The following is a 22,293-nucleotide window of genomic DNA, read 5'->3' as shown; positions in this document are numbered from 1 at the left end:
GAAACGACCCCGGCCACCGCGCCGAGGCGGCGCTCACTCCTGCTCCTGGGGGAGCCTGAAGACCCGGTCGAGGGCGGTCACCCGTAGCAGGTGGCGCAGATAGGGGGTGAGGGCGACGATCCGCATGGTGATGTCGTGCTCACCGGTGGAGTTGTAGACGTTGATCAGGGCGGCCACCCCCGAGGAGTCGATGAACTCCAGGCCCGACAGGTCCAGGTCGAGGTTGCGCACCTGCCCGGACAGCAGCTCCCGCGTGAAGCCGGAGAGCTCGGGGGCCGTGTCGTAGTCGAGGTCACCGCTGAGGACGAGCAGGGTGGTCTCCGGGGCGGTGACGCGCACCTCGACACGGAACGGGGTCTTGTCGAACATCAATCGTCAGGTCTCCTGATCGGTGCCGGGGACGGGGGCCGCCTCGATCCCCTGGTCCAGCATGTGGCGGGCACGGGGGAAGTCTCGCAGCTCGTCGTGGAAAACGCGCAATCCCACCGCCAGGGCCTGGGCGGGGACGCCGCGTGCCGCGAGCACGGCGCGGGTCCAGCCGACGAAGCCGGTGAAGACCGGCGCGTCGTCGACGTACAGGGCCGTGGCCAGGAAGTCGAGCAGGTGGCCCAGGTCGGCGGCGGTGGCGTCGAGCTGGTGGAGGTCGTAGGCCGCCATCGGCGGGTAGACGCGGGCCAGGGCCTCCATCGCCCGGGGCAGCAGCTCGGTGCGCCGGCGCGTCAGGTGGGTGTACTCCTCGTCGGCGAGGTGGGCCGGCGCGTCGGCCGGGCGGGGCGGGCCGGTCAGGTCGCCGCGCTCCAGACGGTCGGCCGCGACGTCGGCGGTGGGCGCCCAGGCGTCGGCGCCCAGCAGCCGGGCGTGGCGGCCGTCGGCGCCGAAACCGGCCCCACCGGCTATCACCGGCACGCCGACGGCCTGGCAGGCGGCGAGCGTGGCGTGCGCCCGGGGCAGGCGGGTGGCCAGCGCGCAGCCCAGCGCGACCGCGTCGGGCCCGCTCTGGTGCAGGTGGGTGATCAGGTGCGGGCCGGGCACGCTGGCGCCCAGGAAGTCGATCCGCCAGCCGCGCAGGCGCAGGACCTCGGCCAGCAGGCGGGTGGGCAGCGCGTGGTACTCACCGTCGGTGCAGGCGACGGTGAGGCGCCCGCGGGTGGGCTCGGGCCGGACGCGGGCGGCGATCGCGGCGACGGCGCGCTCGCTGACGGCGGTGGCGCCGTGCTCGCGGGCCACGGACCACTCGTTGGCCGCCCACAGCTCGCCGACGCGCCGCTGGGCGGGGGCGATGAGCTCCAGCAGCAGCCGCTCGGCGTCCACGCCCTCCTCCAGCAGGCCGAGCACCAGGTCGATGGCGGCGAACTCGTCGGCCCGCCCGATGTGCTCCAGGTAGCGGCCGGCGGCCTCCGCCGGGAGCGCGTCCGCCTCTTTCGTGCCCGCTGTGTCTTCGATGTCTTCGATGTCTTCGATGTCTTCGATGTCTTCGATGTCCGGCGTGATGTGCGGCGCGCTCATCGGGCCGGCCTCGCCCGCACCGCCAGCAGTGCCCGGTCGTCTTGGACGTCGCCGCCCAGCCAGTCGGTGCTGATCTGCTCCAGCCGCTCGACCAGCGCCTCGACCGGCATGCCCGCGCAGTCGGCCAGGGCGGCCTTCAGCCGGTGGGTGCCGTACATCTCCTTGCCGGTGGGGCCGCCGAAGGCCTCGGTGATGCCGTCGCTGTAGAGCAGGCACACCTCACCGGGGGCCAGGTCGACGTCGGCGGGGGTCAGGACGGTGTCGGCGAACGCGCCGAGCATGGAGCCGTGGGCGGTGCTCTCCTGCACGGTGCCGTCCAGGCGCAGGATCAGCGGCGCCGGGTGCCCGGCGACCGCCAGGTTCACGCGTACGTGCCCGTCCGGGGCGGCATCGAGCGTGCCGAGCACGAGGGTGGCGTAGGAGTTGGGCGCGGGTGAGCCTCGCAGGGAGCGGTTGAGCAGGGCCACCAGCCGTTCGGGGCGCTCCTCCAGCAGCAGCAGTGTGCGCAGGCAGTGGCGGATGTGCCCGGCCAGGACGGCGGCGCGGGCGCCCTTGCCGCAGACGTCGCCCAGGACCACCAGCGGCTCGCCCGTCCTGTTCGCACCGGGCAGGTAGACGTCGTAGAAGTCACCGCCGATGAGCCCGGCGTGGCGGGCGGCGCGCAGGGATCCGGCCAGCTCCAGGCCGGCCAGGGCGGGCAGCGGCGGGGGCAGCAGGTCGTTGCTGAGGATCGCGTTGGTGGCGCTCTGCTCCTGGTAGAGGGCGGCGGCGGAGATGGCGGCCCCGGCTCGGGCGGCGAAGATCCGCACCAGGGTCTCGACGTCCTCGTCGAAGGGCGGGGCATCCTCGTGGCGGGCGAGCACGAGCGCCCCGGCGGGCACCCCGTTGCCGGGCAGCGGGGTGACGATTAGGTGCCCGGCCGCCCCGAACCTGTCGGGCAGCAGCCAGCCGGGCACCTGGCCCGGGTCCAGCCAGCGGCTGGGCACGGGCGGGAAACCGGCCAGCGCCTCGGCCAGGCCGGGCACCTGCGCGGTGTCGGCGACGGCGACGCTGCCCTCCTGCAGGGAGCGGTCGGCGCTGGTCAGGCGGAGCCAGCCGGCGTGGCGGCGCCCCGTGGGCGGCAGCACGACCATGGCGGCGTCGGCCAGGAAGGGGATGGCCAGTTCGATCGCGGTGCGGGCGCAGCGGCGCATGTTGAGCGAGGCCGACAGCCTGCGGCCGGCCTCGATGAGGAAGTCGGTGCGCCGGCGCTCGGCCAGCAGCGCGTCGGTCCTGGCGGATTCGGCGGTGACGTCACGCAGGTACCAGGCCCGGTGGGTGAGGCCGAAGACCTCGCGGCGCACCCGGATCCGGCGCCGCCGGTGGTCGTTCTCGTGGCTCTCGCCCTCGGGACCCTCGCCCTCGAACAGGGGTGCGGCCGCTCCCGAGCGCAGCGGGCGGCCGGGGACGATCTCGGGGGCCATCTCGGCGGCGGCGGCGTTCACCATCACCACGACGTCGTCGGTGTCGCACAGCACGACCCCCTCGCCGCTGGCCTCCACGATGGCGCGCAACAGCTCCTCGCCCGGTGCCCGCGGCACGCCGCGCTCATCACCGGTGTCACGGCCGGTGCCGAGGCCGGGGGCGGTGGTGGGCCCGTGGCCGAGGTCGTGCAGGGGGGGAGGTCTCGTCATCACCCAGGGCTTCCGTGTGGAGAGGGGTCGATCAGATTATCCTCCGGCCGCGGCCGGGCGGGCCAGGTGGGATCGGGTACGCGGCGCCAGGGGGTCTCACCGCTTCATGCCCCGGCGGGGGCTCTTGATGCGGCCGGGGCGCGACGGCTCGCGGCCCGCCGGTGCCCGTGCCCCCGTCCGTCCCGCGCGGCGGCTCTTTCGGACCGGGGCCCGCGACGTGGGCGTTTTGTCTTTTTTTGACTCTCGGTTGGCATTTTTCTGACTTTACGAAGAGTCCGAAACGTTATCAAACCGGTCGCAACCATGTTCAGTCACCATGCATCTCCTATTAGTGTTTTAAGAGCAGTTTGCTGTAGTGGGGGAGAGAAATTGTGCTGATCGTGGAACGCCGACGCCTCAGGACGCCGCTGGCCGGCCTGTCCCTGGCGACCGCGGCGGTGCTGGTCACCGCCTGCTCCGGGGGGGCGGACCCGAAGGCTCCCGCCGGTCCCGGCGCCGGATCGGGCGCCGCCGCCGCCAGCACGCCGGCCGCGTCGCAGATAAAGATCAGCCCCGCCGAGGGCAGCAAGACCGTGCGACCGGACAAGAAGGTCGTCGTCGCGGCCTCCAGCGGCGCGCTGGAGGAGGTCACCGTGGAAAGCGGCGGCCAGGCGCTGGAGGGCGACTTCGACGCCGAACGCACCAAATGGATCTCCACCACGCCGATGAAACCGGCCAGCGACTACACCGTGTCGGCACGGGCGGTGGACGGCACGACCGCGAGCAGTTCCTTCAGGACGCTCAAGCCCAAGCACGAGCTCGAGGTGGCGGACGTGACCCCGGCGATCAAGGGGGAGAAGGTCGGCGTGGGGGCGCCGATCATCGTCACCTTCAACCAGCAGATCGCCAACAAGGCCGGGGTGGAGAAGGCCCTGAAGGTCACGGCGGAAAAGCCGGCCCAGGGCGCATGGCGGTGGATCAACGACACGACCGTGATCTACCGGACCGCGAAGTTCTGGCAGCCCCACCAGAAGGTGACCTTCACCGCCCGCCTCAAAGGCGTGCAGGGCGGCAAGGACATGTACGGCGTCAAGGACATGACCAAGGTCATCCAGATCGGCGCGGCCCAGATCTCCACGATCGACACCCGCAAGCACAAGATGATCGTCAAACGGGACGGCAAGGTCGTGCAGACCATGCTGATCAGCGCCGGCAACGCCAGCACCCGCGAGTACACCACCACCAGCGGCGTCCACCTGGCGATGGGCAAGGCCAACCCCGAGCGCATGATCTCCCCGGGCCGCAAGAAGGGCGACCCCGGCTACTACGACCTGATGATCAACCACGCGGTGCGGTTCTCCAACAGCGGCGAGTACGTGCACGCGCTGAACAACGTGTGGGCCCAGGGACGCCAGAACGTCAGTCACGGGTGCATCAACTCCCGCCCCGACCAGGCCAAATGGTTCTACAACCAGGTCCAGCGCGGCGACGTGATCACCATCAGGGGCACCGACCGCGAGATGGAGTGGAACAACGGCTGGGGCTTTTGGCAGCTGTCGTTCAAGGAATGGCGCAAGGGCAGCGCCCTGGCCTGAGCACCCGGCCCGTTGAGGCCTCGACATCACCCGTCCCCGGCCCGGGGGCGGGTGATGTCGAGGCGGCGGAAAACCGGCGGCGCCCGGCCGGGCGGGCGCGGTAGCGTGTGCGACGGACACGCGGCGGCGGCGACCGGCCCCGCCGGTGGACGAACGTTCTCGGGGGAGGACCGGGTGAGACTCCGGGCGCAGGTGCTCATCTTCGACGCCGACGACACGCTGTGGGAGAACAACGTGCTGTTCGAGCGGGTCGTCGAGGACTTCTTCGACTGGCTGGCGCATCCGACCCTGGAGCGGACCCAGGTCCGCGCCATCCTCGACGACATCCAGGCGGCCAACGCCGTCACCCACGGCTACGGCAGCGCGATGTTCCTGCGCAGCCTCGGCGAGTGCTTCGAGCGGCTGCGCGAGCGCCCGGCGACCGCGGCCGAGCGCCGCCGCATCGACGAGCTGGTCCTGGCCCTCGTCGAGCACCGGGTGGAGCTGGTCGCGGGCGTCACCGAGACGCTCACCGCCCTCGGTGAGCGCCACGAGCTGCTCCTGCTCACCAAGGGCAACCTGGACGAGCAGCGGCGCAAGCTGGAGGTCTCACAGCTGGCCCACCACTTCCGCGACGTGCACATCGTGATGGAGAAGGACGTCGGCGTCTACCGGTGGCTGGCCCGCGAGCACGCGCTGACGCCCGCGACGACCTGGATGATCGGCAACTCCCCGAAGTCGGACATCCTCCCCGCCCGGCAGGCGGGGATGAACGCCGTCTTCATCCCCAACGACCACACCTGGGCGCTGGAGCAGAGCGACCTCGACCCCGACGACGAGCGGGTGCTTCGACTGCGCAGTTTCCCCGAGCTGCTGGACCACTTCTGAGCGCCCCGGCAGGTCCTGTCCGGCCCTGACGTGCTCCGCGGGCCCGGTCAGCCGTGCCCAGGCCGCGGGACGCGCCGGTGATGAGCCAGACTCTCGCGTTCGCCACGGCGCCTCACTCTCAGTAAATAAAGCGGTTCGTCTCGATTCGTTTTGAGCCCAGGGCGTCGCCCCCCACTAATCAATACGGGGCGTCTCGTTTCACTTCAGGGGTAGGGTGGGCGCATGCCCAACGAGAAGGGGCCGGACCACTCCCGGCGCAAGGAACGGTCCCGGCAGGCGATCCTCGCGGCCACCCGCGCCCTGGTCGCGGAGGAGGCGTACGAGAAGGTCACCGTCGAGGCCATCGCCGCCCGTGCCGGTGTCGGCAAGCAGACGATCTACCGGCGGTGGCCGTCGAAGAGCGCGATCGTCTTCGCCGCCCTCCTGGCCCTGAGTGAGGACACGGACGGGCAGTCGGTCGCGCTGCCGGACACCGGAGACCTTGAGGCGGACCTCAAGCTCGTCATGCGTGCCACGGCGGAGGAGTTCGCCGACCCGTCCTTCGACCGGCTGATCCGGGCCCTCAACACCGAGATCTCCAACGACGCCGCACTGGCGGCCGAGTACCGCGAGAAGCTGGTCCAGCCGCTGGAAGCGGCGAAGAAGGCACGCCTGCGCAGCGCCCAGGACGCCGGCCAGCTCGACGCCGACGCCGACCTCGACCTGGTCCTCGAAGTGCTCTACGCCCCCCTCTTCCAGCGGTGGCTGCACCGCAGCGGTCCGCTGAGCGCCACATACGCCGACTCACTCGTCGACGTGACCCTCAGGGCTTTCGGCCCCTGAAGCGGGAGTGGATCCTCACAGGAGGGTGAGCTGGGCCTGCCGGGGCAACGCCAGCGGCAGGGGCTGCTCGGGCCGCGTCGGCCCCATCCCGTAGCGGGCGGCCAGCTGCAGGACCTGGCCGGTCAGGCGGCGCACGTACTCGGGGTCGGCGTCGGCGCCCCTGCCGTACAGCTCGGCGTAGCGGGGCCCGAGCGCCGGATGGTGCTCATTCAGCCAGGCGAGATACCACTCGCGCGCGCCGGGGGGCAGGCGCAGCACCTGCGGGACGCAGCTGACGGCCCCGGCGTCGGCGACGCGCCGCACGGTGGCCGCGAGCTGGTCGGGGGAGTCGGTCAGCAGCGGCAGGATCGGCGCCATCGCCACCCCGCACGCCACCCCCCGCTCGTTCAGCTCCGCCACCAGCTCCAGGCGTTTTTGCGCGCTGGGGGCCCCGGGCTCCACCGTACGGCGGATCCGGTCGTCGACGAACGCGATCGACACCACCACCCCGGCCCCCGGAGTAGCGGCCAGCAGCTCGGCGTCGCGCAGGATCAACCGGCTCTTGGTGTGGACGGTGAACGGCGCCCCGGCCTCGCGCAACGCCGCCACCAGGCCCGGCATCAGCCGGTAGACCTCCTCCACCCCCTGGTAGCAGTCGCCCCCCACCCCCACGGTGACGTGCTCGCCGTCCCAGCGCGAGCCCAGCTCCGCGCGCAGCCGCCGCACGATGTTGGTCCGCACCACGATCCGCGACTCGAAGTCGCCTCCGGCGTCCAGCCCCAGGTGGCGATGGCTCCGGCGCACCGAGCAGTAACGGCAGGCCTGGGCACACCCCCGGTAGGGGCTCACCGCCCAGCCCTCGGGGAGGCGGTCCAGCGCGGAGCGCGCCTGCACCTCGTAACAGGTCAGGGCCCCGTGAACCCTGGTCAGCGCGGAGCGCTCGATCCGCGGCCTGGCGTCGGGCGGCGCGGCGAGCAGGGGAGGCGCGTCCCATCGCATACGGCTCAGTGGAACACGCTTTCGACACCGCCCGCAAGCCGGGCAGGTCGTGGCGCCAGACGCTCCTGCCCCCGGCCCGCCCATCGGCGACCGACATGAAATGGTATGTTCGTACAGATTTTTGGGGGAGTGGAGTTATTCATGGCGTGGTTGATCCTGGCCGGGGCGATCATCGCCGAGATCGTGGCGACCACCGCCCTCAAACTCAGCGACGGCTTCGCCCACAAGGGCTGGTCGGTCCTCGTCGTCGCCGGCTACGTCGCCGCCTTCGTCCTGCTGGCACAGGCACTCAAGCTGCAGATGGAGGTCGGCACCGCGTACGCGGTCTGGGCCGGGGCCGGAACCGCCCTCATCGCCGCCATCGGCGTGCTCTTCCTCGGCGAGACGATCAGCTTCGCCAAGATCGCGGGCATCGCCCTGATCATCGGCGGCGTCGTCGTGCTCAACCTGGCCGCGAGCCCCCACTGACCCCCCTGCGGCCCCCGGATAAACGCCTCGCCCGCCACTCGCCCGCTGCCCTACCCTGGCCGGGTGCTGAAGCCTTCCTACCCCATCCGGACCAACCGCCTGATCCTGCGCCCCTACACCCCCGACGACCTCGACGCCCTGCACGCCATCCACCGCCTGCCCCAGGTCACCCGCTACCTGTACTGGGAGCCACGCGACCGCGAGCAGACCCGCGAGGCACTGAAAAGAAAGATCACCGAGACGGCGCTGCTGGAGGAGGGCCAAGCCCTCACCCTGGCGGTGGAACTGGCCGCCACCGGCGAGCTGCTCGGCGACGTCCTGCTCATCTGGCACAGCCGCGCACACCGCAGTGGCGAGATCGGCTACGTGTTCCACCCCGACCACCACGGCAGGGGATACGCCACCGAGGCCACCCGGGCCGTACTGGAACTCGGCTTCGACGGCCTGGACCTGCACCGCGTCATCGGACGCCTGGACGCCCGCAACGAGGCCTCGGCCCGGGTGCTGGAGAAACTCGGCATGCGCCGCGAGGCCCACTTCCTCGACAACGAGATCGTCAAGGGCGAGTGGACCAGCGAGATCGTCTACGCCATCCTGCGCCGCGAATGGCACGCCCGCCCCTGAACCCGCCCCCCGCCACCCCTGTCGCGGCGGGCCCCGGTTGAACGACGGGCACGCAGAGGGCACCATGTCTGCGATGACCATTCTGCACCTGGCCCTGGCCTCCGACTGGGAGAGCGCCCGCCAAGCGGGGGAGTACCGCGTCTCCACCATCGGCCGCACCCTCGACGAGGTCGGTTTCATCCACGCCTGCGCCGACCACGAGCAGCTGCGCGGCGTCGTGGAGCGCTTCTACCGCGACGTCGCCGACCCCCTCGTACTGCTCAGCGTCGACCCCACCGGCCTCGACGTCCGCATGGAGGCCGGTGACGACGCCCCCGGGGCCTTCCCGCACATCTACGGCCCCCTGCCGATCACCGCGGTGACCTCCGCCCTGCCGTTCACCCCGCCCGGCACCGGCCCCGTCGATAGGCTCCGCCCATGACCGACGTGTCCGGACCGACGATACGCACCCTCGACTCCATGGTCGTCTACACCAACCCGTGGATCAGCGTGCGCGAGGACCGCATCGAGCGTCCCGACGGCTCACACGGCATCTACGGCGTCGTGGACGTGCCCGACTTCGCCATCGTCATCCCCATGGAGAACGACGGTTTCCACCTCGTGGAGGAATACCGCTACCCGGTGGGGCGGCGCACCTGGAGCTTCCCCCAGGGCGGGGTCGAGGACAGCCCCTCACCCGTATTCACCGCCCATACCGAGCTGGCCCAGGAAACCGGCCTGCGCGCCACCTCGATGACCCACCTGGGACGCCTGGACAACGCGCACGGCACCACGGGCCAGAACTACGACATCTTCCTCGCCACCGGCCTGACCGCCGGCGCCCACGAGCGCGAGCACACCGAACAGGACATGCGCCAGGACTGGGTCACCCGCGCCGACCTGGAACAGATGATCCTGCGCGGCACCATCACCGACAGCAACTCGATCGCCGCCTACGCCATGCTCCTGCTGCGCGGCGCGGCCTGAACCCTCAAACCTGAGCCCCTCAAACCTGAGCCCCTGAAAGAGCGGCCCCGCGTACTCCCCAGCGCCGACAGGGCCCCGAATCACCACATCGCCGTTAAATCCGGTGATCTCACCCCCCACATGACGGCCTCGCGGCGGTACGCTCAGCCCATGTCGAACCTGCTCGTCATCCTCCTGCTGACGGCGGTCATCGTGGCGGCGATCATCGCCCTGATCATCTTCGCGGTACGAGCGGCACAACGCCCCAGAAACGCCCTGGTCGGCGGGGGAGTCGGCCCCGAACTCGTCGAGCGGCTCCTGGAACTCAAAGCCTCCGGCCAGTTCGACCAGGCCGTCTTCCTGGTCCGCGGCGAAACCGGTATGAGCCACCGCACCGCCGCCCGTTTCGTCAGAAAGCTTCGGCCGGCGCCCCCACCCTGACCTCCTCCCACGCCAGCACGAACCCTTCGGTACCCTGGGGACGATCCCGGCGAGCACGACCACCACACCCCCCACCCGCGGGCCCCGCGCGACGCGCGACCGGCGGGCACCAGCAGGCACCAGGGGGAAGAACCACCATGCGCCCGACGAGAACCCGGCGATGACGGCGCGCCACCGGGAAAGCACCCCGCCACCCGCGCGGACCGTGTGGGCACCGACCTCCACCACCCCGCTGCGCGCCTTCCTGCGCACCGAGACCGGCAGCGCCATCATCCTGCTCGCCGCGATCCTGACCGCCCTGGCCTGGGCCAACGCCGCCCCCGCCACCTACGAGCAGTTCTGGCGCACCCCCCTGTCCATCACCGCCGGGGGCTTCGGCGTCTCCCAGGACCTGCGCCAGTGGGTCAACACCGGCCTGATGACGTTCTTCTTCTTCGTCGTGGGACTCGAAGCCCGCCGCGAGTTCGACATGGGGGAGTTGCGCGACCGAAGACGGCTCGCCCTGCCCCTCGCCGCCGGCGCCGGCGGCATGATCGTCCCCGTCGTGATCTATCTCGGCTTCAACGCGGGCACCCCGGCCGCCCACGGCTGGGGTGCCGCGATGTCCACCGACACCGCGTTCGCCCTCGGCATGCTCGCCCTGTTCGGATCCCACCTGCCCGCCCGCCTGCGCACCTACCTGCTCACCGTCACCGTCGTCGACGACCTGCTCGCTCTGGCGGTCATCGCGATCTTCTACAGCGAGCACGTCACACCACTGCCGCTCCTGACCGCGGTGGCCGTCTTCATCGTGATCCTCACGGTCCGCGCCCTCGGCGTACGCCACGGATCCGTCTACGCCCTGCTGGGCGCCGCGGCCTGGGTCGCCCTGCTGCGCTCCGGCGTCGAACCGGTCATCATCGGCCTGGCGATGGGACTGCTGACCTACGCCTCCCCGGCCTCACGCGGCGACCTGGAACGCGCCACCGACCTGTTCCGCCTCTTTCGCGAACAACCCACCCCCGCCCTGGCCCGCTCGGCCCAGGGCGGCCTCACCTCGGCGATCTCCCCCAACGAACGGCTGCAACAGCTCTACCACCCCTGGGCGAGCTACGTCGTCGTCCCCCTGTTCGCCCTGTCGAACGCCGGGATAACCCTCGGCGGCGGCTTCCTGGCCCAGGCCCTGGCCTCCCCGATCACCCTGGGCATCCTGCTGGCCTACACGGTCGGCAAACCCGCCGGGATCATCGCCTCCTCCTGGCTGGTCACCCTGCTCAGCCGGGGCCGCGTGCGCCCGCCGGTCGGCTGGGCCGCCGTCACGGCCGGGGGCGCGATCGCCGGTATCGGCTTCACCGTCTCCCTGCTGATCGCCACCCTCGCCTTCGACGGCCCCCAGCTCCAGCAGGCCAAGTTCGCCATCCTCGCCGCCGCCCTGTGCGCGCCCGTCATCACCTGGGCCGTCGCCCGCGCCACCACGCTACTCCCGGTACGGCTGCGCATCCGCGCCCTGCTGGGCACCGCCGACACCATCGTCGACCTCGCCGCCCCCGTCGACCCCGACCGCGACCACCTGCGCGGCCCCGCCGACGCGCCGGTGACCGTCATCGAGTACGGCGACTTCGAATGTCCCTACTGCGGCCAGGCAGAACCGGTCGTACGCCGCCTCCTGGCCGACCTCGGCGACGTCCGCTACGTCTGGAGACACCTGCCGCTCACCGACGTCCACCCCTTCGCCCAGCTCGCCGCCCAGGCCGGTGAGGCCGCCGCCGCCCAGGGAGCGTTCTGGCAGATGCACGACCGCCTGCTCGCCCACCAGGATCGCCTGCGTCCCCCCGACCTCATCGACCACGCCCGCGACCTCGGCCTGGACGTCGGCCGTTTCCGCGCCGACCTCCACGACCAGGCCACCACCGCCCGGATCGCCGAGGACGTCGACTCCGCCGACGTCAGCGGCGTGGCCGGCACCCCAACGTTCTTCGTCAACGGGCGGCGCCACCACGGCGCCTTCGACCTCGACAGCCTCTCGTCGGCGATCCGCTCGGCCCGCGCCCGCGCCGGCCTGGACCACCGGCAGGGGTAGGCCGCCCCTTCACCCGCCCGCTGGACCCGGCGGGGGAGCGGGGCGGCCGATGCCGCCCAGCAGGTTGGCGACCAGGGCCTCGGCGAACTCCTCGGTCAGCGGCCGGTCGGGGACCAGGAGCCGGTGGTAGCAGGCACCCCACAGCTGGTCGACGACCACCTCCGGATCCAGGCCCTCCCGCAACTGCCCCCGCTGCGCGGCCCGCTCCAGAGCCCGCACGGCCAGGGCGCGGCGCGGCCCCGAGTAGCGCTCCCGGTAAACAGCCGCCAGATCGGGATCGGTCTGGGCCTGGCCGATGAGCTGTGGCACCACGATCCCGGCCCGGGTGTCGCGCATCAGGCGGACGAACGCCTTCAGCTGCGCGGTGAGATCGGCGGCGATGTCCCCGGTGTCGGCGAAGGCCAGAGCGGGGCCGACCACACCGTAGTAGCCCTCCAGCGCCAACGCCCCCTTGGAGGGCCACCACTTGTGCAGCGTGACCCGGCTTGCCCCCGCCAGGGCGGCGACCTTCTCGACGGTGAAACCGGCCATGCCCTCGGCCAGCAGGAGCTCACCGGCCGCCCGCAGGACCTCCCGGCGCACCTGGTCGGCCGGGCGGCGCCCCCGCCCGCGCCGGACCGGCGGATGGGCGGGCGGGCTGGGATGCGTCACGATCAACCTCCTTGGAACGCGCGCACGGCACGACCACACATATGTACACAGCGTACATAGCTTTGAGCGCCCCACCGGCCGTCGTGGCAGACCGGGGGAGGCGACCCCACCGGCCGGTAGGATCGTCCGCGTGGACCTGGACGACGTGGACCTGGACGACATCGCCGCCCGGCTCGGGGTCCCCGTCGAGGAGGTCGACCGCGTACACCGGCTCGCCGGCGACCGGCCGTCGGCCCCGCTGCCCGCCAAGGCCGACGCGCCCGCGATCCTCGACCGGCTCGCGGTACGGCCGGACGACGCCGCCGAGATCATGGCGGGCTGGCCCGATCCCGGCTCCCCGCACTGGACGCCACAGCTGCGCTGGCTGCTCGACCGCTCGATCGCCCTGGTCCGCGCCGACCTCGGGGGCCACGGCTGGCTGCCGCCCGGCCCGGAGCTCCCCCGCGAACGAGGCCCCGCCTGGCGGCATCTCTACGTGTACGCCTACCTCGCCCTGGCCGACGTCGTCACGGGCTACCACCGCGACCACGGCATCGCCGGCACCGTGACCTGGGCGACCCTCGGCGACCTGGGCCGCAACCTCGCGATCGACCGGCGGATGCGCCGCGAGGGCTGGCCGGTCATGCAGAGCTGGCTGACGCTGCACGCGCGCGGCGCCCTGTACGAGCTGGGACGGCTGCAGCACCACCGCGGCGGCACCACCATCGACCTGCACATCCCCGAGTCGGGTCCGATGACCCCGGAGGCGGTCGCGGCCTCGCTCGACGAGGCCCGCGCGTTCTTCCCCCGCCATTTTCCCGGCGAGCACTACACGGCGTTCTCCTGCGGCTCGTGGCTGCTCGACCCGCAGCTGCTGGAGTATCTACCCGAAGACTCCAACATCGCCCGGTTCCAGCGGAGATTCGAGCTGGAGCCCTACCAGGAGCCGGAAGGGCTGGACGCCGACGTCGAGGTGCTGCGGTTCGTGTTCCGCACCCTGACCACACCGCTCGACCGGCTGCCGCGCCGCACCGTGCTCCAGCGTGCGATCGTCGACCACCTGAAGGCCGGCCGCCACTGGCACATCCGCCGTGGCCACTTCCCGATCTAGGGCCTGTGCGGAGTCGGTGAGATCTCCACGCGCCACGACGACGGTCTACCACCGCGCGGGCGAATCCCGCATTTCCGTTACCCGCTCGTCGGTGAATCTACTCAAAGATAGCATTAGCCGGGTTTTTATGGCGCTTTCCCGGCCATTAGGGAAACCCGGCTGTGCTTTTGCGGATTCCGCGGTCATCGCGACACTCGCCCGCGCGTCAGTGGTCGTCCCAGTGCCCCTCGTGAGCGGCGTGGCGATGACCGTCGTGAACGTAGTCGACGTGGCCGTCGTGCGGGATCGCCACGTGGCCGCAGCCCTCACCGTGCTGGTGATCATGCCCGGTGTGCTCGACGTGGGTGGCCGAGTCGCACTCGTCGGTATGGTCATCGTGGGTTCGGTGCAGGTGCCCGTCGTGAACGTAGTCGACGTGGCCGTTGTGCGGGATCGCCGGGTGGCCGCACCCCTCACCGTGCCGGTGGTCGTGTCCGGCGTGCGGGCGGTGCTCGGTTGAGACAGACATGATTCCCCCTGCTGAATTGTGGTGCCAATACCGAACAATACCCAAGGGGATTTGGCTGCCGAAGCCCGGGAGCGCACGGAGATTCGATCTGGACAATCATTGCCGACGGCTGTTCTATTTTTGTGTTTTCTTATATCACCGCCCTCATCGCTCCCTCACGTTTGGTGGAAGCGCATATGCGGGACGACGCTTCGTAGCTTCTCGCACGTCTCCTCGTATTCGCGTTCCGGGGTGGACTGCCGCATGACGCCCGCCCCGGCACGGAGCCAGGCGCGCTCTCCTTGCGCGAACAGCGTCCGCAGGACCAGTGCCGCGTCCAGCGAGCCGTCGGTTCCCGCCCGGAACACCGCCCCGCCGTAAAGCCCCCGGGGTTCGATCTCGTGGCGGCTCAGAGCCGCCAGGGCGGCGTTTTTGGGGACGCCGGTGACGGTGACCGCCGGGAAGAGCGCCGCGAACGCCGGCCAGGGGCCGAGATCCTCGCGCAACCGCCCGGCGACCCGGGAGGCGAGATGCTGTACCGAGCCGCGTGCCTTGACCGTCATGAACTCCTCGATCACCACCGAGCCGGGCCGGCAGATCGTCTCCATCTCCTCGGCGGCCAGCCGTACCGAGATCGCGTGCTCGTGCACCTCCTTGGGGTCGGTGCGAAGCTCCTCGCGCAGGCGGTCGTTCTCGGCGGGGTCGGGCCCCAGGGCCCGGGTGCCCGCGAGCGGCTGGGTGCGGATCCGGCCGTTGGCCTCCACCTCGACGACGGTCTCCGGGCTGAAGCCCGAGGCTCGCCGGCCGCCGAGGTCCAGCAGGAAGGAGCGCGCGGGGGTGTTGGCCCGGCGCCCGGCGAGGTAGGAGGCGGCGAAGTCGGGCCTCTCCCCCTCGGGCAGCACGACGACCCGCGACAGGACGGCCTTTTCCAGGAGGCCCGCCTGGATGTCGGCGACGCCGCGGGCGACGGCGTGACGGTAGGCGGACGCGCCGGAGGCGACGAGGCGTTCGGCATCCGCCACGGCCGTCGCATCGGCCGCGACGAGATCGTCCGGGCCCTGGAGCAGGGCCGTGACCTTCGCGGCCCAGGCCTCGTCCACGGCCCGCAGTTCGGCCTTTCCCGGGCTGAGGGCGACCTCCACGCAGGGAACCAGGAACGACAGGAGCGGTTGCGTTCCCGCGGCGGCCGGATCACCGTGCAGCAGGTGGGCGAGTTCGAAGGCGGCCCACCCGTACAGGTGACGGGTTACCGCACCGCCGTCGCCGAGTGCCGTGAGCGCTTCGGCGACCCTGTCCAGGGGCCGGCCTTCGGTGGCCGCGCTCCACGCGCGCCCACCGGCGCGGGCGACGACCTCGGTCGCGTCCGCGGTGAGCGTGACGGCGGAACCCGCCGCGAAATACCAGACCCCGTCGTGCTCGTAGACGGCGTACTGCTCGCCGAGGCCGGCTCTGGCGAGACGCACGGCCGCGCGGGCCGGGTCGTCGGGGGCGTCGAACAGGGCCGTGCGGGTGAGGGCGGGTACGGCCCGCGCCCAGTCGCTCCACGGTCCGGATCGCCTGGCGGTCATCGGTGTGCTCCTTGCCGTACGGGGTTGTCGGGCTTCGGCGGACGCGCCGGTCGGCGCCGCCGAGGTCACGGGGCCACTTCCAGCCGCCAGCCGTTGGCGCTCGTGCGCTGTCGCCAGAAGTCGGCGTAGGTGCCGCCGGTGGCGACGAGGTGGGCGTGCGTGCCGCGTTCGGTGATGCGCCCGTTCTCCATGACGAGGACCTGGTCGGCGGCGAGCACGGTGGCGAGACGGTGGGTGATGACGAGCAGCGTCTTGTCGGCGGCCAGCGCCTGGACCGTGGACGTCAGCACGGCCTCGTTCTCCTGGTCGAGGGCGGCGGTGGCCTCGTCCAGGATGAGGATCGGCGCGTCCTTGAGCAGGGCGCGGGCGATGGAGACACGCTGGCGCTGCCCGCCGGACAGGGCGGTGCCGCCCTCGCCGACCCGGGTGGCCCAGCCGTCGGGCAGTTCCTCCACCACCCGGTCCAGCCCGGCCATGACCGCGGCGCGGCGTAGTTTCTCCTCATCGGCGTCCGGATCACCGACGCGGACGTTGTCCTCGATCGTGCCCTCGAAGAGGTAGACGTCCTGGAAGACGATCGAGACGGTCGCGGCCAGGTCCTCGGAGGTGATGTCGCGGACGTCGACCCCTCCGATGCGGACCGTGCCGGTGGTGGTGTCCCAGAAGCGGGCCAGCAGCCGGGCGACGGTGGTCTTGCCGGCGCCGGAGGGCCCGATGAGAGCGGTCATGCTGCGTTCGGGGATGCGGAAGCTCACGTCGCGGAGCAGTTCGGTCTCCGGATCGGTGCGGGAGGCGGAGTCGCCCACGCTCTCGTGCCGGTAGCCGAAGCCGACCGCGTCGAACTCCACGTCGGCTCCGCGCGGCAGCCGGGGTTCGGCCGGTCGCGGGAACGGTTGACGGCCGAGGACGGCGTCCAGCCGGTCCAGGCCGTTGCGGGCGATCCGCATCCCGGCGCCCAGGTCGGCCGCGCCGGACAGGCTGTCGGTGAGCCGGCCGACGAGCACCAGCAGGGCCAGCAGGGTGGGTGCGTCCATGGAGCCGCCCAGGGTCCAGGAGACTCCCAGGGCCAGCAGGAGGGCGAAGACCGTGCGGGTGGCGAAGGCGAAGGACACCAGGCCCGGCACGCCGCGGCGAATCAGCCGGCGATCGGCACGCGACTGCGCCACCAGGGCGTCGTCGAGTGCCCCGTAGCCGTCGACGGTCCGGCCGAAGGCGCGCAGGACCGGCTGGTTCTGCGCGAACTCCAGGACGCGGTCGGCCGATTCGCCGATCGCTGCGTCACGTCCCCGGTCCAGCCCGCTCATCACGGAGGTGCTCCACAGGTGTACCGCCACCAGCACCGGCGCGCACAGCAGCAGCACGAGCGCGACCCGGCCGTCGAAGAGGAAGGTGGCGGCCACGATGGTGAGCGGGGTGAGCACCGAGCCGGTCAGCGGGCGCAGCAGGTGCGCCGGTGTGTTCATCACCTGGATGACGTTCTGGCCGGCCAGGCGGCTGAGTTCGGCGGCCCGCGCGGGGGTGAACCAGCCGATGGGCAGGTCGAGGGCGCGGTCGGCGAGTCGCCGGTGCAGCACCCGCGAGAGCCGGGAGCCGACGGTGAAGCCGCTGCTCACCGCGACGGCCTGGAGGGCGGCGTAGGCCAGTGAGCAGACCGTCAGGGCGGCGAGCCACGGCCACACCTCGCCCGGTCTCTCGCCGAGCAGGGTACGCAGCACCGGCACCAGCAGGGTGAAGGCGAGACCCTGGAGGATGGCGGCGCCCGCCAGTACGACGAGGAGACGGTTCAGGAAACCGGCTCCCTCGGGTCCGAGGACACGGTAGAGACGACGGATCATCGTGAGGTCCTCTCCGGGGAGGCGGCGGGGCTGTCGTGAACGGTCGAGGTCGTGCCGGCCTGGGCCGCCTCCTGGGCTCTCCACAGCCGGGCGTAGCGGCCTTCGGCGGCCAGCAGGTCCACGTGGTTGCCCTGTTCGACGATCCGCCCGCCGTCGAGCACCACGATCCGATCGGCGTGACGGACGGTCGCCAGCCGGTGGGCGATGACCAGCAGCGTGCGACCGGCGGCCAGGGTGGACAGCGCGTCCTGGATCAGCGCCTCGCAGTAGGGGTCGGCGTACGCGGTGGCCTCGTCCAGGACGAGGACGGGGGCGTCGGCGAGCAGGGCGCGGGCGATGGACAGGCGTTGCCGTTCGCCACCGGAGAAGGAGACGCCGGTGGTGACCTCGGTGGCGTAACCGGCGGGCAGTTCGGTGATCCGGTCGTGGATCTGGGCGGCGCGGGCGGCCCGTTCGACCTGGTCGTCACCGGCCGAGGGGCGGCCGAGGCGGATGTTGTCGGCGACCGAGGCCCGCAGCAGCCGCACGTCCTGCAAGACGAAGCCGACATGGCGGTAGAGGTCGGCGGCGGGTATGTCGCGGACGTCGGCGCCACCGATGGTGACGGCGCCCGCCGTGACGTCGTGGAAACGCGGAAGCAGTGCGGCGAGGGTGGACTTACCCGATCCGGAGGGGCCGACGAGCGCGGTGACGGTGCCGGGTTCCAGGTCGAGGTCGATGCCGCTCAGGACGTCGGTACGGCCGTCGTAGGAGAAGGACACCTCGCGCATCGAGACGCGGGAGCCCCGGGGGACGGCGGGTGTCGCGCTTGACGGCAGGAGCGGGGTGTCGAGCAGCGCGGAGATGCGGGTGGCGGCGGCCTGACCGGCCCGGATCTGCTGGATCCGGGGGCCGACCACGCCCATGGGGGCGGCGACGGCCGGTCCGAGCAGGACGAACGGCACGAGGTCGGCGGCGCTCGTCCATCCGCCGGTGACGAACACGGCTCCCACCACGACGAGCAGGAGCAGGACGACGGCCGGGGAGACGACGAGCAGAGCCGCGGTGGAGGTGACCAGCGTGGTGCGGACCCAGGAGGTGAAGAAGTCGGAGAAGCCGTCGGTGGCGGCCAGGAAGCGTTCGTGGACCTGACGGCTTCGGCCGAAGGTCTTCACGACGGCGATGCCGTTGGAGAACTCCACGGCGGCCGAGGAGATCCGGCCCAGGGCCGCCCCGTACTCGGCCATCCGCGCCGCCGCTCCGGCCATCGCCCGGCTGAACAGGTAGGCGCCCAGGGCCAGGGGCAGCGCGCTGAGCAGCGCGAGCCGCCAGTCGAGCGTGAACAGGTAGGCCAGCGCGAGAAGCGGGGCGGTGAGGACGGCGGTGACATCGAGGAGGGTGTGGGCGACGAGCGTGTGCAGCGCGTGCACGTCGTCCTGGACGGCGCGTTTGATCTCTCCCGCCCCCTTGGAGGTGATCCATCCCAGCGGCAGGCGGCCGGTGTGCCCGGCCAGCCGGCGGCGCAACGCGAGCTGCAGGTCGTTGTCGGCGAGATGGCTGACCAGCCCGGCGGCGGAGCCGAGAAGCAGGGCCGCGAGACCGGACAGGCACGCGAGGGTGACCAGCGGCCACAGCTCCTCACCGAGGGCGGGGGAGCCGTCGGTGAGGTGGACGGCGATGCGGGCGACGGCGATGAAGGGGACGACTCCGGCCAGCGCGCCGGCGGCCTGCAGGGCGACGGCCAGGGCGAGGCGGCCCCGGACCTGGCGCAGGATGCCGCGCAACGGCGGCACCCTCGGAGCATCCGACGGGGCCGGGCCCGGGGCGGCGCTGGGTGGCCGCGGGTCTCGGCGTGAGGTGGACGGGGTCATTTGACGAGGACTCCGATTTCGGGGATGGCCTGGCCGCCGGCCTCGGTGACGCGGCGGCTCGTCATGCCCGCCTCGCGGGCGAGCCGGGCGACGTCGAAGGTGTGCCAGTCGTAGCCGTCGGTGACCTCGCGGACGGTGCGGCCGTCTCGCAGGACCTTCCAGGTGGTGGTGAATCGCATGGCGTCGCCCTGGGCGGGCTCGCCGCCGATCCACCACTCGTAGGTCTGGCGGCCGATGGTCTCGCGAAGGGACATCACCGGTGGGATGACGCGGGGGGCGGAGACCCCCATCAGCTCGACGACGATGAGACCGCCGTCGGGCAGCCGGTCGCGGAGCCGTCGCCACAGGGCGCGGCGTTCGGTGGCGGTGAGATGCCCGGCCACGCCGAAGATCACTACCGCGGAGAGCCGTTCGGGAAGCTGGAGGTCTTGCGCCGAGCCGTCGACGACGGTGACGCGGCGGCGCAGGTCCGCCTCCCGGGCGATCCGGGAGGTGAGGACGGCCCGCATGGTGGCGGAGGGCTCGGCGGCGATGATCTCCGCCTGCGGCAGCGCGGCGGCGATGACCTCGGTGATCCGGCCGGTGCCGGCGCCGATCTCCAGTACGGGGCCGTGGGAGACGTCGACGCCGGCCAGGACACGGGCGAGCGGTGGTCCGCTGCTGGCGGTGTGGCGGGTGGCGACCATCTCGTAGAACTCGGCCGAGGGCGCGTAGTAGTCGATCATGGGGTTCTCCTGGTCGGGCGGATGGTCAAGGGGTGCTGGGCCACCGGTGAGCGCCCATGGCCAGTGACGGGTCCAGACGGCGAAGCACCGCCGTGACGACCTCCTGGCGTCGTGGAGCGAGGTAGAAGTGGTCGCCGGGAAAGGTGTGGACCTGGGTGCGAGCGGTGGTGAGATCGGCCCATCCGCCGGCTCGGTCGCGACCGCTTCGCGGGGTCAGCTCCGGATCGTCCGCGCCGGTGAACACCTCGATCGGGCAGCGCAGCGGGGGCCGGGAGATCGGGCGGTAGGTCTCGATGAGGCGGTAGTCGTTGCGCACGCAGCCGAGCACCACCGGGCGCAGGTCGGGATCGGTGAGCACCTCGTCGCCGGTGCCGCCGAGCCGTCGCAGTTCCCGGCACAGGAGGTCGTCGCTGTGCCGGTGGACCTCACCGACGGTGGCGGTGCCCGGGGCCTCGCGGCCGGAGACGAACAGCCGCCGCGGGCCGAGCGCCTCGCGGCGCCGCAGGTCGTGGGCCACCTCCCAGGCGACGGCCGAGCCCATGCTGTGACCGAACAGGGCGTAGGGGCGGTCGAGCGACGGCACCAGGGCGTCGGTGACGGCTGTGACCAGCTCGTCCATCCGGTCCACCATGGGGTCTTCGAAGCGGTCCTCCCTGCCCGGGTACTGGATGGCCCACAGCTCGACCTCCGGCGGCAGCAGGGCCGCCCAGGGGCGGTAGAAACCGGCGCCGCCCCCGGCGTGCGGCAGGCAGATCAGCCGGAGCCGGGCCGCCGGTCGCGGGCTCCAGCACCGGATCCACGGGCCCAGACGCCGCGGCGCCCGGTGGGTTCCCGTGCCCGTCCACGAAGCGGGCGGATGGGTGCTCACCACGTCACCGGCAGCCGCTCGATGCCGAAGGTGGCCGAGTCGTGCTTGAAGTCGATCTCCTCGTCCGGGACCGCCAGGCGCAGCGTCGGTACGCGGCGGATCAGTGTCTCGAGGGCGACCTCAAGCTCCAGCCGGGCCAGGTGCTGGCCGATGCACTGGTGGACGCCGTAGCCGAAGGCGACGTGGTGGTTGTCCGGGCGGCGAAAATCGATCCGGCCGGGGTCGGGGAACTGCTCGGGGTCGTGGTCGGCGCCGGCGAGCAGGGCGATGACGCCGTCGTCGGCGGGGATCACCGTGCCGGAGATCTCGATGTCCTGGGCGGCGACCCGCAGCGGGATGGAGTCGGCGATCGACATCACTCGCAGGAACTCGTTGACGGCGGCCGGCATCAGGGAGGGGTCGGCTCGCAGTTCCTCCATCAGATCGGGCCGCTGCAGGAGCAGCAGCGTGCTCAGAGCGATCATGTTCGTGCTGGTCTCGCGTCCGGCGTTGATGGTGATGCCCACGGTGGACAGCAGTTCGGGCAGGGTGATGTCGCCGGTCCGCAGGTGGCCGACGACGAGTCTGGACAGCAGGTCGTCGCCCGGTTGTTCCTGCCGCTGGGCCACCAGGTCGGAGATCAGGGCGAACAGTCCGCCCAGTGCCTCGGCGACCTGCTCGGCGCTGCTGTGGCGGGAGCCGGAGATACGGGTGACGTCGCGGAAGAACTCCAGGTTCTCCGCGGGGATGCCGAGCAGTTCGCAGATCACGGAGGTGGAGACGGCGTTGGCGTACAGGGGGACGAAGTCGACGGGTGCCTCGGCCGCGAGCATGGAGTCCAGAAGACCGTCCACGATGGTCTGCACGGCGGGCCGCATGGCGCGGATCCGGCGGACGGTGAACTCCGGCAGCAGCATCCGGCGGTAGCGGGTGTGCTCGGGGGCGTCGGTGCGGATGAAGGGGCGCAGCCGGGCCCCGATCTCCTGCTCGCCCTCACCGAGGGCGGGGAAGTTGGGGCGGCGGATGTCGGCGCTGATCCGCGGGTCGGCGAGCAGTTCGCGGACGTCCTCGTAGCGGGAGACCACCCAGGCTTCCCGCCCGGTGGGCAGGGTGACCCGGGCGACGGGTTCGAGGGCGCGCAGGCGGGTGTACTCCTCGGGGGCCGAGAAGGGGCAGCCCCGGCGGATGGGGAAGTCCCGCGGACGGGAGGCGTCCGGCGCGGGGGCGGAAACGGGCACGGGCACGCTGGAAGGCGTGGGCGGATTCATCGGTCGTCCTTCGTC

General features: G+C 71.9%; 22 protein-coding genes. 10 read left to right on the top strand and 12 right to left on the bottom strand.

Annotated features, from left to right (window positions below; genetic code table 11):
• Nucleotides 1-33: 33 nt before the first annotated feature.
• From ABD817_RS30790 to ABD817_RS30780, 3 genes are read right to left on the bottom strand one after another with little or no spacing between them, the layout of a single operon-like run.
• Complete coding sequence (locus ABD817_RS30790; RefSeq protein ID WP_344921751.1) at nucleotides 34-369, bottom strand: STAS domain-containing protein; 336 nt, start codon at nucleotides 367-369, stop codon at nucleotides 34-36.
• A gap of 6 nt (nucleotides 370-375) precedes the next feature.
• Complete coding sequence (locus tag ABD817_RS30785; RefSeq protein ID WP_344921750.1) at nucleotides 376-1,506, bottom strand: cobalamin B12-binding domain-containing protein; 1,131 nt, start codon at nucleotides 1,504-1,506, stop codon at nucleotides 376-378.
• On the bottom strand, nucleotides 1,503-3,179 hold the full coding sequence (locus tag ABD817_RS30780; RefSeq protein ID WP_344921749.1) for a PP2C family protein-serine/threonine phosphatase: 1,677 nt from the start codon (nucleotides 3,177-3,179) through the stop codon (nucleotides 1,503-1,505). The genes ABD817_RS30785 and ABD817_RS30780 overlap by 4 nt, the downstream gene beginning before the upstream one ends.
• 371 nt (nucleotides 3,180-3,550) lie before the next feature.
• Between ABD817_RS30780 and ABD817_RS30775 the strand changes: the two genes are divergently transcribed.
• The 3 genes from ABD817_RS30775 (at nucleotide 3,551) to ABD817_RS30765 (ending at nucleotide 6,442) form a co-directional block, all read left to right on the top strand.
• On the top strand, nucleotides 3,551-4,753 hold the full coding sequence (locus ABD817_RS30775) for a L,D-transpeptidase (RefSeq protein WP_344921748.1): 1,203 nt from the start codon (nucleotides 3,551-3,553) through the stop codon (nucleotides 4,751-4,753).
• Between the two features lie 174 nt (nucleotides 4,754-4,927).
• Complete coding sequence (locus ABD817_RS30770) at nucleotides 4,928-5,620, top strand: HAD family hydrolase (protein ID WP_344921747.1); 693 nt, start codon at nucleotides 4,928-4,930, stop codon at nucleotides 5,618-5,620.
• A gap of 222 nt (nucleotides 5,621-5,842) precedes the next feature.
• Complete coding sequence (locus ABD817_RS30765; RefSeq protein WP_344921746.1) at nucleotides 5,843-6,442, top strand: TetR/AcrR family transcriptional regulator; 600 nt, start codon at nucleotides 5,843-5,845, stop codon at nucleotides 6,440-6,442.
• Nucleotides 6,443-6,457: 15 nt separating this feature from the next.
• Here the strand turns inward: ABD817_RS30765 and ABD817_RS30760 are convergent, their stop codons facing one another.
• Nucleotides 6,458-7,420: a radical SAM protein gene (locus tag ABD817_RS30760; protein ID WP_344921745.1), complete on the bottom strand. Its 963-nt coding sequence runs from the start codon at nucleotides 7,418-7,420 to the stop codon at nucleotides 6,458-6,460.
• A 141-nt stretch (nucleotides 7,421-7,561) separates the two neighbouring features.
• Between ABD817_RS30760 and ABD817_RS30755 the strand changes: the two genes are divergently transcribed.
• The 6 genes from ABD817_RS30755 to nhaA all read left to right on the top strand — a co-directional run bounded on the left by ABD817_RS30755 (nucleotide 7,562) and on the right by nhaA (nucleotide 11,957).
• On the top strand, nucleotides 7,562-7,888 hold the full coding sequence (locus ABD817_RS30755; RefSeq protein WP_344921744.1) for a DMT family transporter: 327 nt from the start codon (nucleotides 7,562-7,564) through the stop codon (nucleotides 7,886-7,888).
• Nucleotides 7,889-7,951: 63 nt separating this feature from the next.
• Nucleotides 7,952-8,512 carry a GNAT family N-acetyltransferase gene (locus ABD817_RS30750; RefSeq protein WP_344921743.1) on the top strand — a complete coding sequence of 187 codons (561 nt, stop codon included), beginning with the start codon at nucleotides 7,952-7,954 and terminating at the stop codon, nucleotides 8,510-8,512.
• Nucleotides 8,513-8,585: 73 nt separating this feature from the next.
• Nucleotides 8,586-8,933 carry a DUF952 domain-containing protein gene (locus ABD817_RS30745; RefSeq protein ID WP_344921742.1) on the top strand — a complete coding sequence of 116 codons (348 nt, stop codon included), beginning with the start codon at nucleotides 8,586-8,588 and terminating at the stop codon, nucleotides 8,931-8,933.
• Entirely contained in the window at nucleotides 8,930-9,478 is a 549-nt protein-coding gene (locus tag ABD817_RS30740; protein WP_344921741.1) for an NUDIX domain-containing protein, read from the top strand. Before ABD817_RS30745 ends, ABD817_RS30740 begins: the two co-directional genes overlap by 4 nt.
• Before the next feature lie 150 nt (nucleotides 9,479-9,628).
• Complete coding sequence (locus ABD817_RS30735; protein WP_344921740.1) at nucleotides 9,629-9,898, top strand: hypothetical protein; 270 nt, start codon at nucleotides 9,629-9,631, stop codon at nucleotides 9,896-9,898.
• Nucleotides 9,899-10,058: 160 nt separating this feature from the next.
• Nucleotides 10,059-11,957 carry a Na+/H+ antiporter NhaA gene (gene nhaA, locus ABD817_RS30730; RefSeq protein WP_344921739.1) on the top strand — a complete coding sequence of 633 codons (1,899 nt, stop codon included), beginning with the start codon at nucleotides 10,059-10,061 and terminating at the stop codon, nucleotides 11,955-11,957.
• 9 nt (nucleotides 11,958-11,966) lie between these two features.
• On the opposite strand, the gene ABD817_RS30725 is transcribed toward nhaA, so the two are convergent.
• The gene (locus tag ABD817_RS30725; RefSeq protein ID WP_344921738.1) at nucleotides 11,967-12,608 is read right to left on the bottom strand and encodes a TetR/AcrR family transcriptional regulator; all 642 of its coding nucleotides are present in this window, start codon (nucleotides 12,606-12,608) and stop codon (nucleotides 11,967-11,969) included.
• 130 nt (nucleotides 12,609-12,738) lie between these two features.
• Here ABD817_RS30725 and ABD817_RS30720 point away from each other — a divergent pair, with 130 nt between their 5' ends.
• Nucleotides 12,739-13,698 carry an acyltransferase domain-containing protein gene (locus ABD817_RS30720; protein WP_344921737.1) on the top strand — a complete coding sequence of 320 codons (960 nt, stop codon included), beginning with the start codon at nucleotides 12,739-12,741 and terminating at the stop codon, nucleotides 13,696-13,698.
• 205 nt (nucleotides 13,699-13,903) lie between these two features.
• On the opposite strand, the gene ABD817_RS30715 is transcribed toward ABD817_RS30720, so the two are convergent.
• The 7 genes from ABD817_RS30715 to ABD817_RS30685 form a co-directional block, all read right to left on the bottom strand.
• Nucleotides 13,904-14,206, bottom strand: coding sequence for a hypothetical protein (locus ABD817_RS30715; protein ID WP_344921736.1), 303 nt, complete (start codon nucleotides 14,204-14,206; stop codon nucleotides 13,904-13,906).
• Between the two features lie 155 nt (nucleotides 14,207-14,361).
• Nucleotides 14,362-15,753 carry a salicylate synthase gene (locus ABD817_RS30710; RefSeq protein WP_344921735.1) on the bottom strand — a complete coding sequence of 464 codons (1,392 nt, stop codon included), beginning with the start codon at nucleotides 15,751-15,753 and terminating at the stop codon, nucleotides 14,362-14,364.
• Between the two features lie 65 nt (nucleotides 15,754-15,818).
• Nucleotides 15,819-17,588 carry an ABC transporter ATP-binding protein gene (locus tag ABD817_RS30705; protein WP_344921734.1) on the bottom strand — a complete coding sequence of 590 codons (1,770 nt, stop codon included), beginning with the start codon at nucleotides 17,586-17,588 and terminating at the stop codon, nucleotides 15,819-15,821.
• The gene (locus ABD817_RS30700) at nucleotides 17,585-19,360 is read right to left on the bottom strand and encodes an ABC transporter ATP-binding protein (RefSeq protein ID WP_344921733.1); all 1,776 of its coding nucleotides are present in this window, start codon (nucleotides 19,358-19,360) and stop codon (nucleotides 17,585-17,587) included. The genes ABD817_RS30705 and ABD817_RS30700 overlap by 4 nt, the downstream gene beginning before the upstream one ends.
• Before the next feature lie 74 nt (nucleotides 19,361-19,434).
• Nucleotides 19,435-20,163 carry a class I SAM-dependent methyltransferase gene (locus tag ABD817_RS30695; RefSeq protein WP_344921731.1) on the bottom strand — a complete coding sequence of 243 codons (729 nt, stop codon included), beginning with the start codon at nucleotides 20,161-20,163 and terminating at the stop codon, nucleotides 19,435-19,437.
• 25 nt (nucleotides 20,164-20,188) lie between these two features.
• A complete protein-coding gene (locus ABD817_RS30690; protein WP_344921730.1) occupies nucleotides 20,189-21,031 on the bottom strand; it encodes a thioesterase II family protein in 843 nt (280 codons plus the stop codon).
• On the bottom strand, nucleotides 21,028-22,278 hold the full coding sequence (locus ABD817_RS30685) for a cytochrome P450 (protein WP_344921729.1): 1,251 nt from the start codon (nucleotides 22,276-22,278) through the stop codon (nucleotides 21,028-21,030). The genes ABD817_RS30690 and ABD817_RS30685 overlap by 4 nt, the downstream gene beginning before the upstream one ends.
• Nucleotides 22,279-22,293: the final 15 nt, after the last annotated feature.

The sequence above is a fragment of the Streptosporangium oxazolinicum genome (assembly GCF_039537505.1).
Lineage (GTDB): Bacteria > Actinomycetota > Actinomycetes > Streptosporangiales > Streptosporangiaceae > Streptosporangium > Streptosporangium oxazolinicum.
This window is presented reverse-complemented; position numbering and strand designations above follow the sequence as displayed.

Coding starts and splice junctions, on each gene's coding strand:
- nhaA (WP_344921739.1), top strand. CDS start 10,059: ATGACGGCGCGCCACCGGGAAAGCACCCCGCCACCCGCGCGGACCGTG.
- ABD817_RS30745 (WP_344921742.1), top strand. CDS start 8,586: ATGACCATTCTGCACCTGGCCCTGGCCTCCGACTGGGAGAGCGCCCGC.
- ABD817_RS30685 (WP_344921729.1), bottom strand. CDS start 22,278: ATGAATCCGCCCACGCCTTCCAGCGTGCCCGTGCCCGTTTCCGCCCCC.
- ABD817_RS30715 (WP_344921736.1), bottom strand. CDS start 14,206: ATGTCTGTCTCAACCGAGCACCGCCCGCACGCCGGACACGACCACCGG.
- ABD817_RS30735 (WP_344921740.1), top strand. CDS start 9,629: ATGTCGAACCTGCTCGTCATCCTCCTGCTGACGGCGGTCATCGTGGCG.
- ABD817_RS30760 (WP_344921745.1), bottom strand. CDS start 7,420: ATGCGATGGGACGCGCCTCCCCTGCTCGCCGCGCCGCCCGACGCCAGG.
- ABD817_RS30780 (WP_344921749.1), bottom strand. CDS start 3,179: ATGACGAGACCTCCCCCCCTGCACGACCTCGGCCACGGGCCCACCACC.
- ABD817_RS30705 (WP_344921734.1), bottom strand. CDS start 17,588: ATGATCCGTCGTCTCTACCGTGTCCTCGGACCCGAGGGAGCCGGTTTC.
- ABD817_RS30710 (WP_344921735.1), bottom strand. CDS start 15,753: ATGACCGCCAGGCGATCCGGACCGTGGAGCGACTGGGCGCGGGCCGTA.
- ABD817_RS30755 (WP_344921744.1), top strand. CDS start 7,562: ATGGCGTGGTTGATCCTGGCCGGGGCGATCATCGCCGAGATCGTGGCG.
- ABD817_RS30695 (WP_344921731.1), bottom strand. CDS start 20,163: ATGATCGACTACTACGCGCCCTCGGCCGAGTTCTACGAGATGGTCGCC.
- ABD817_RS30765 (WP_344921746.1), top strand. CDS start 5,843: ATGCCCAACGAGAAGGGGCCGGACCACTCCCGGCGCAAGGAACGGTCC.
- ABD817_RS30785 (WP_344921750.1), bottom strand. CDS start 1,506: ATGAGCGCGCCGCACATCACGCCGGACATCGAAGACATCGAAGACATC.
- ABD817_RS30790 (WP_344921751.1), bottom strand. CDS start 369: ATGTTCGACAAGACCCCGTTCCGTGTCGAGGTGCGCGTCACCGCCCCG.
- ABD817_RS30740 (WP_344921741.1), top strand. CDS start 8,930: ATGACCGACGTGTCCGGACCGACGATACGCACCCTCGACTCCATGGTC.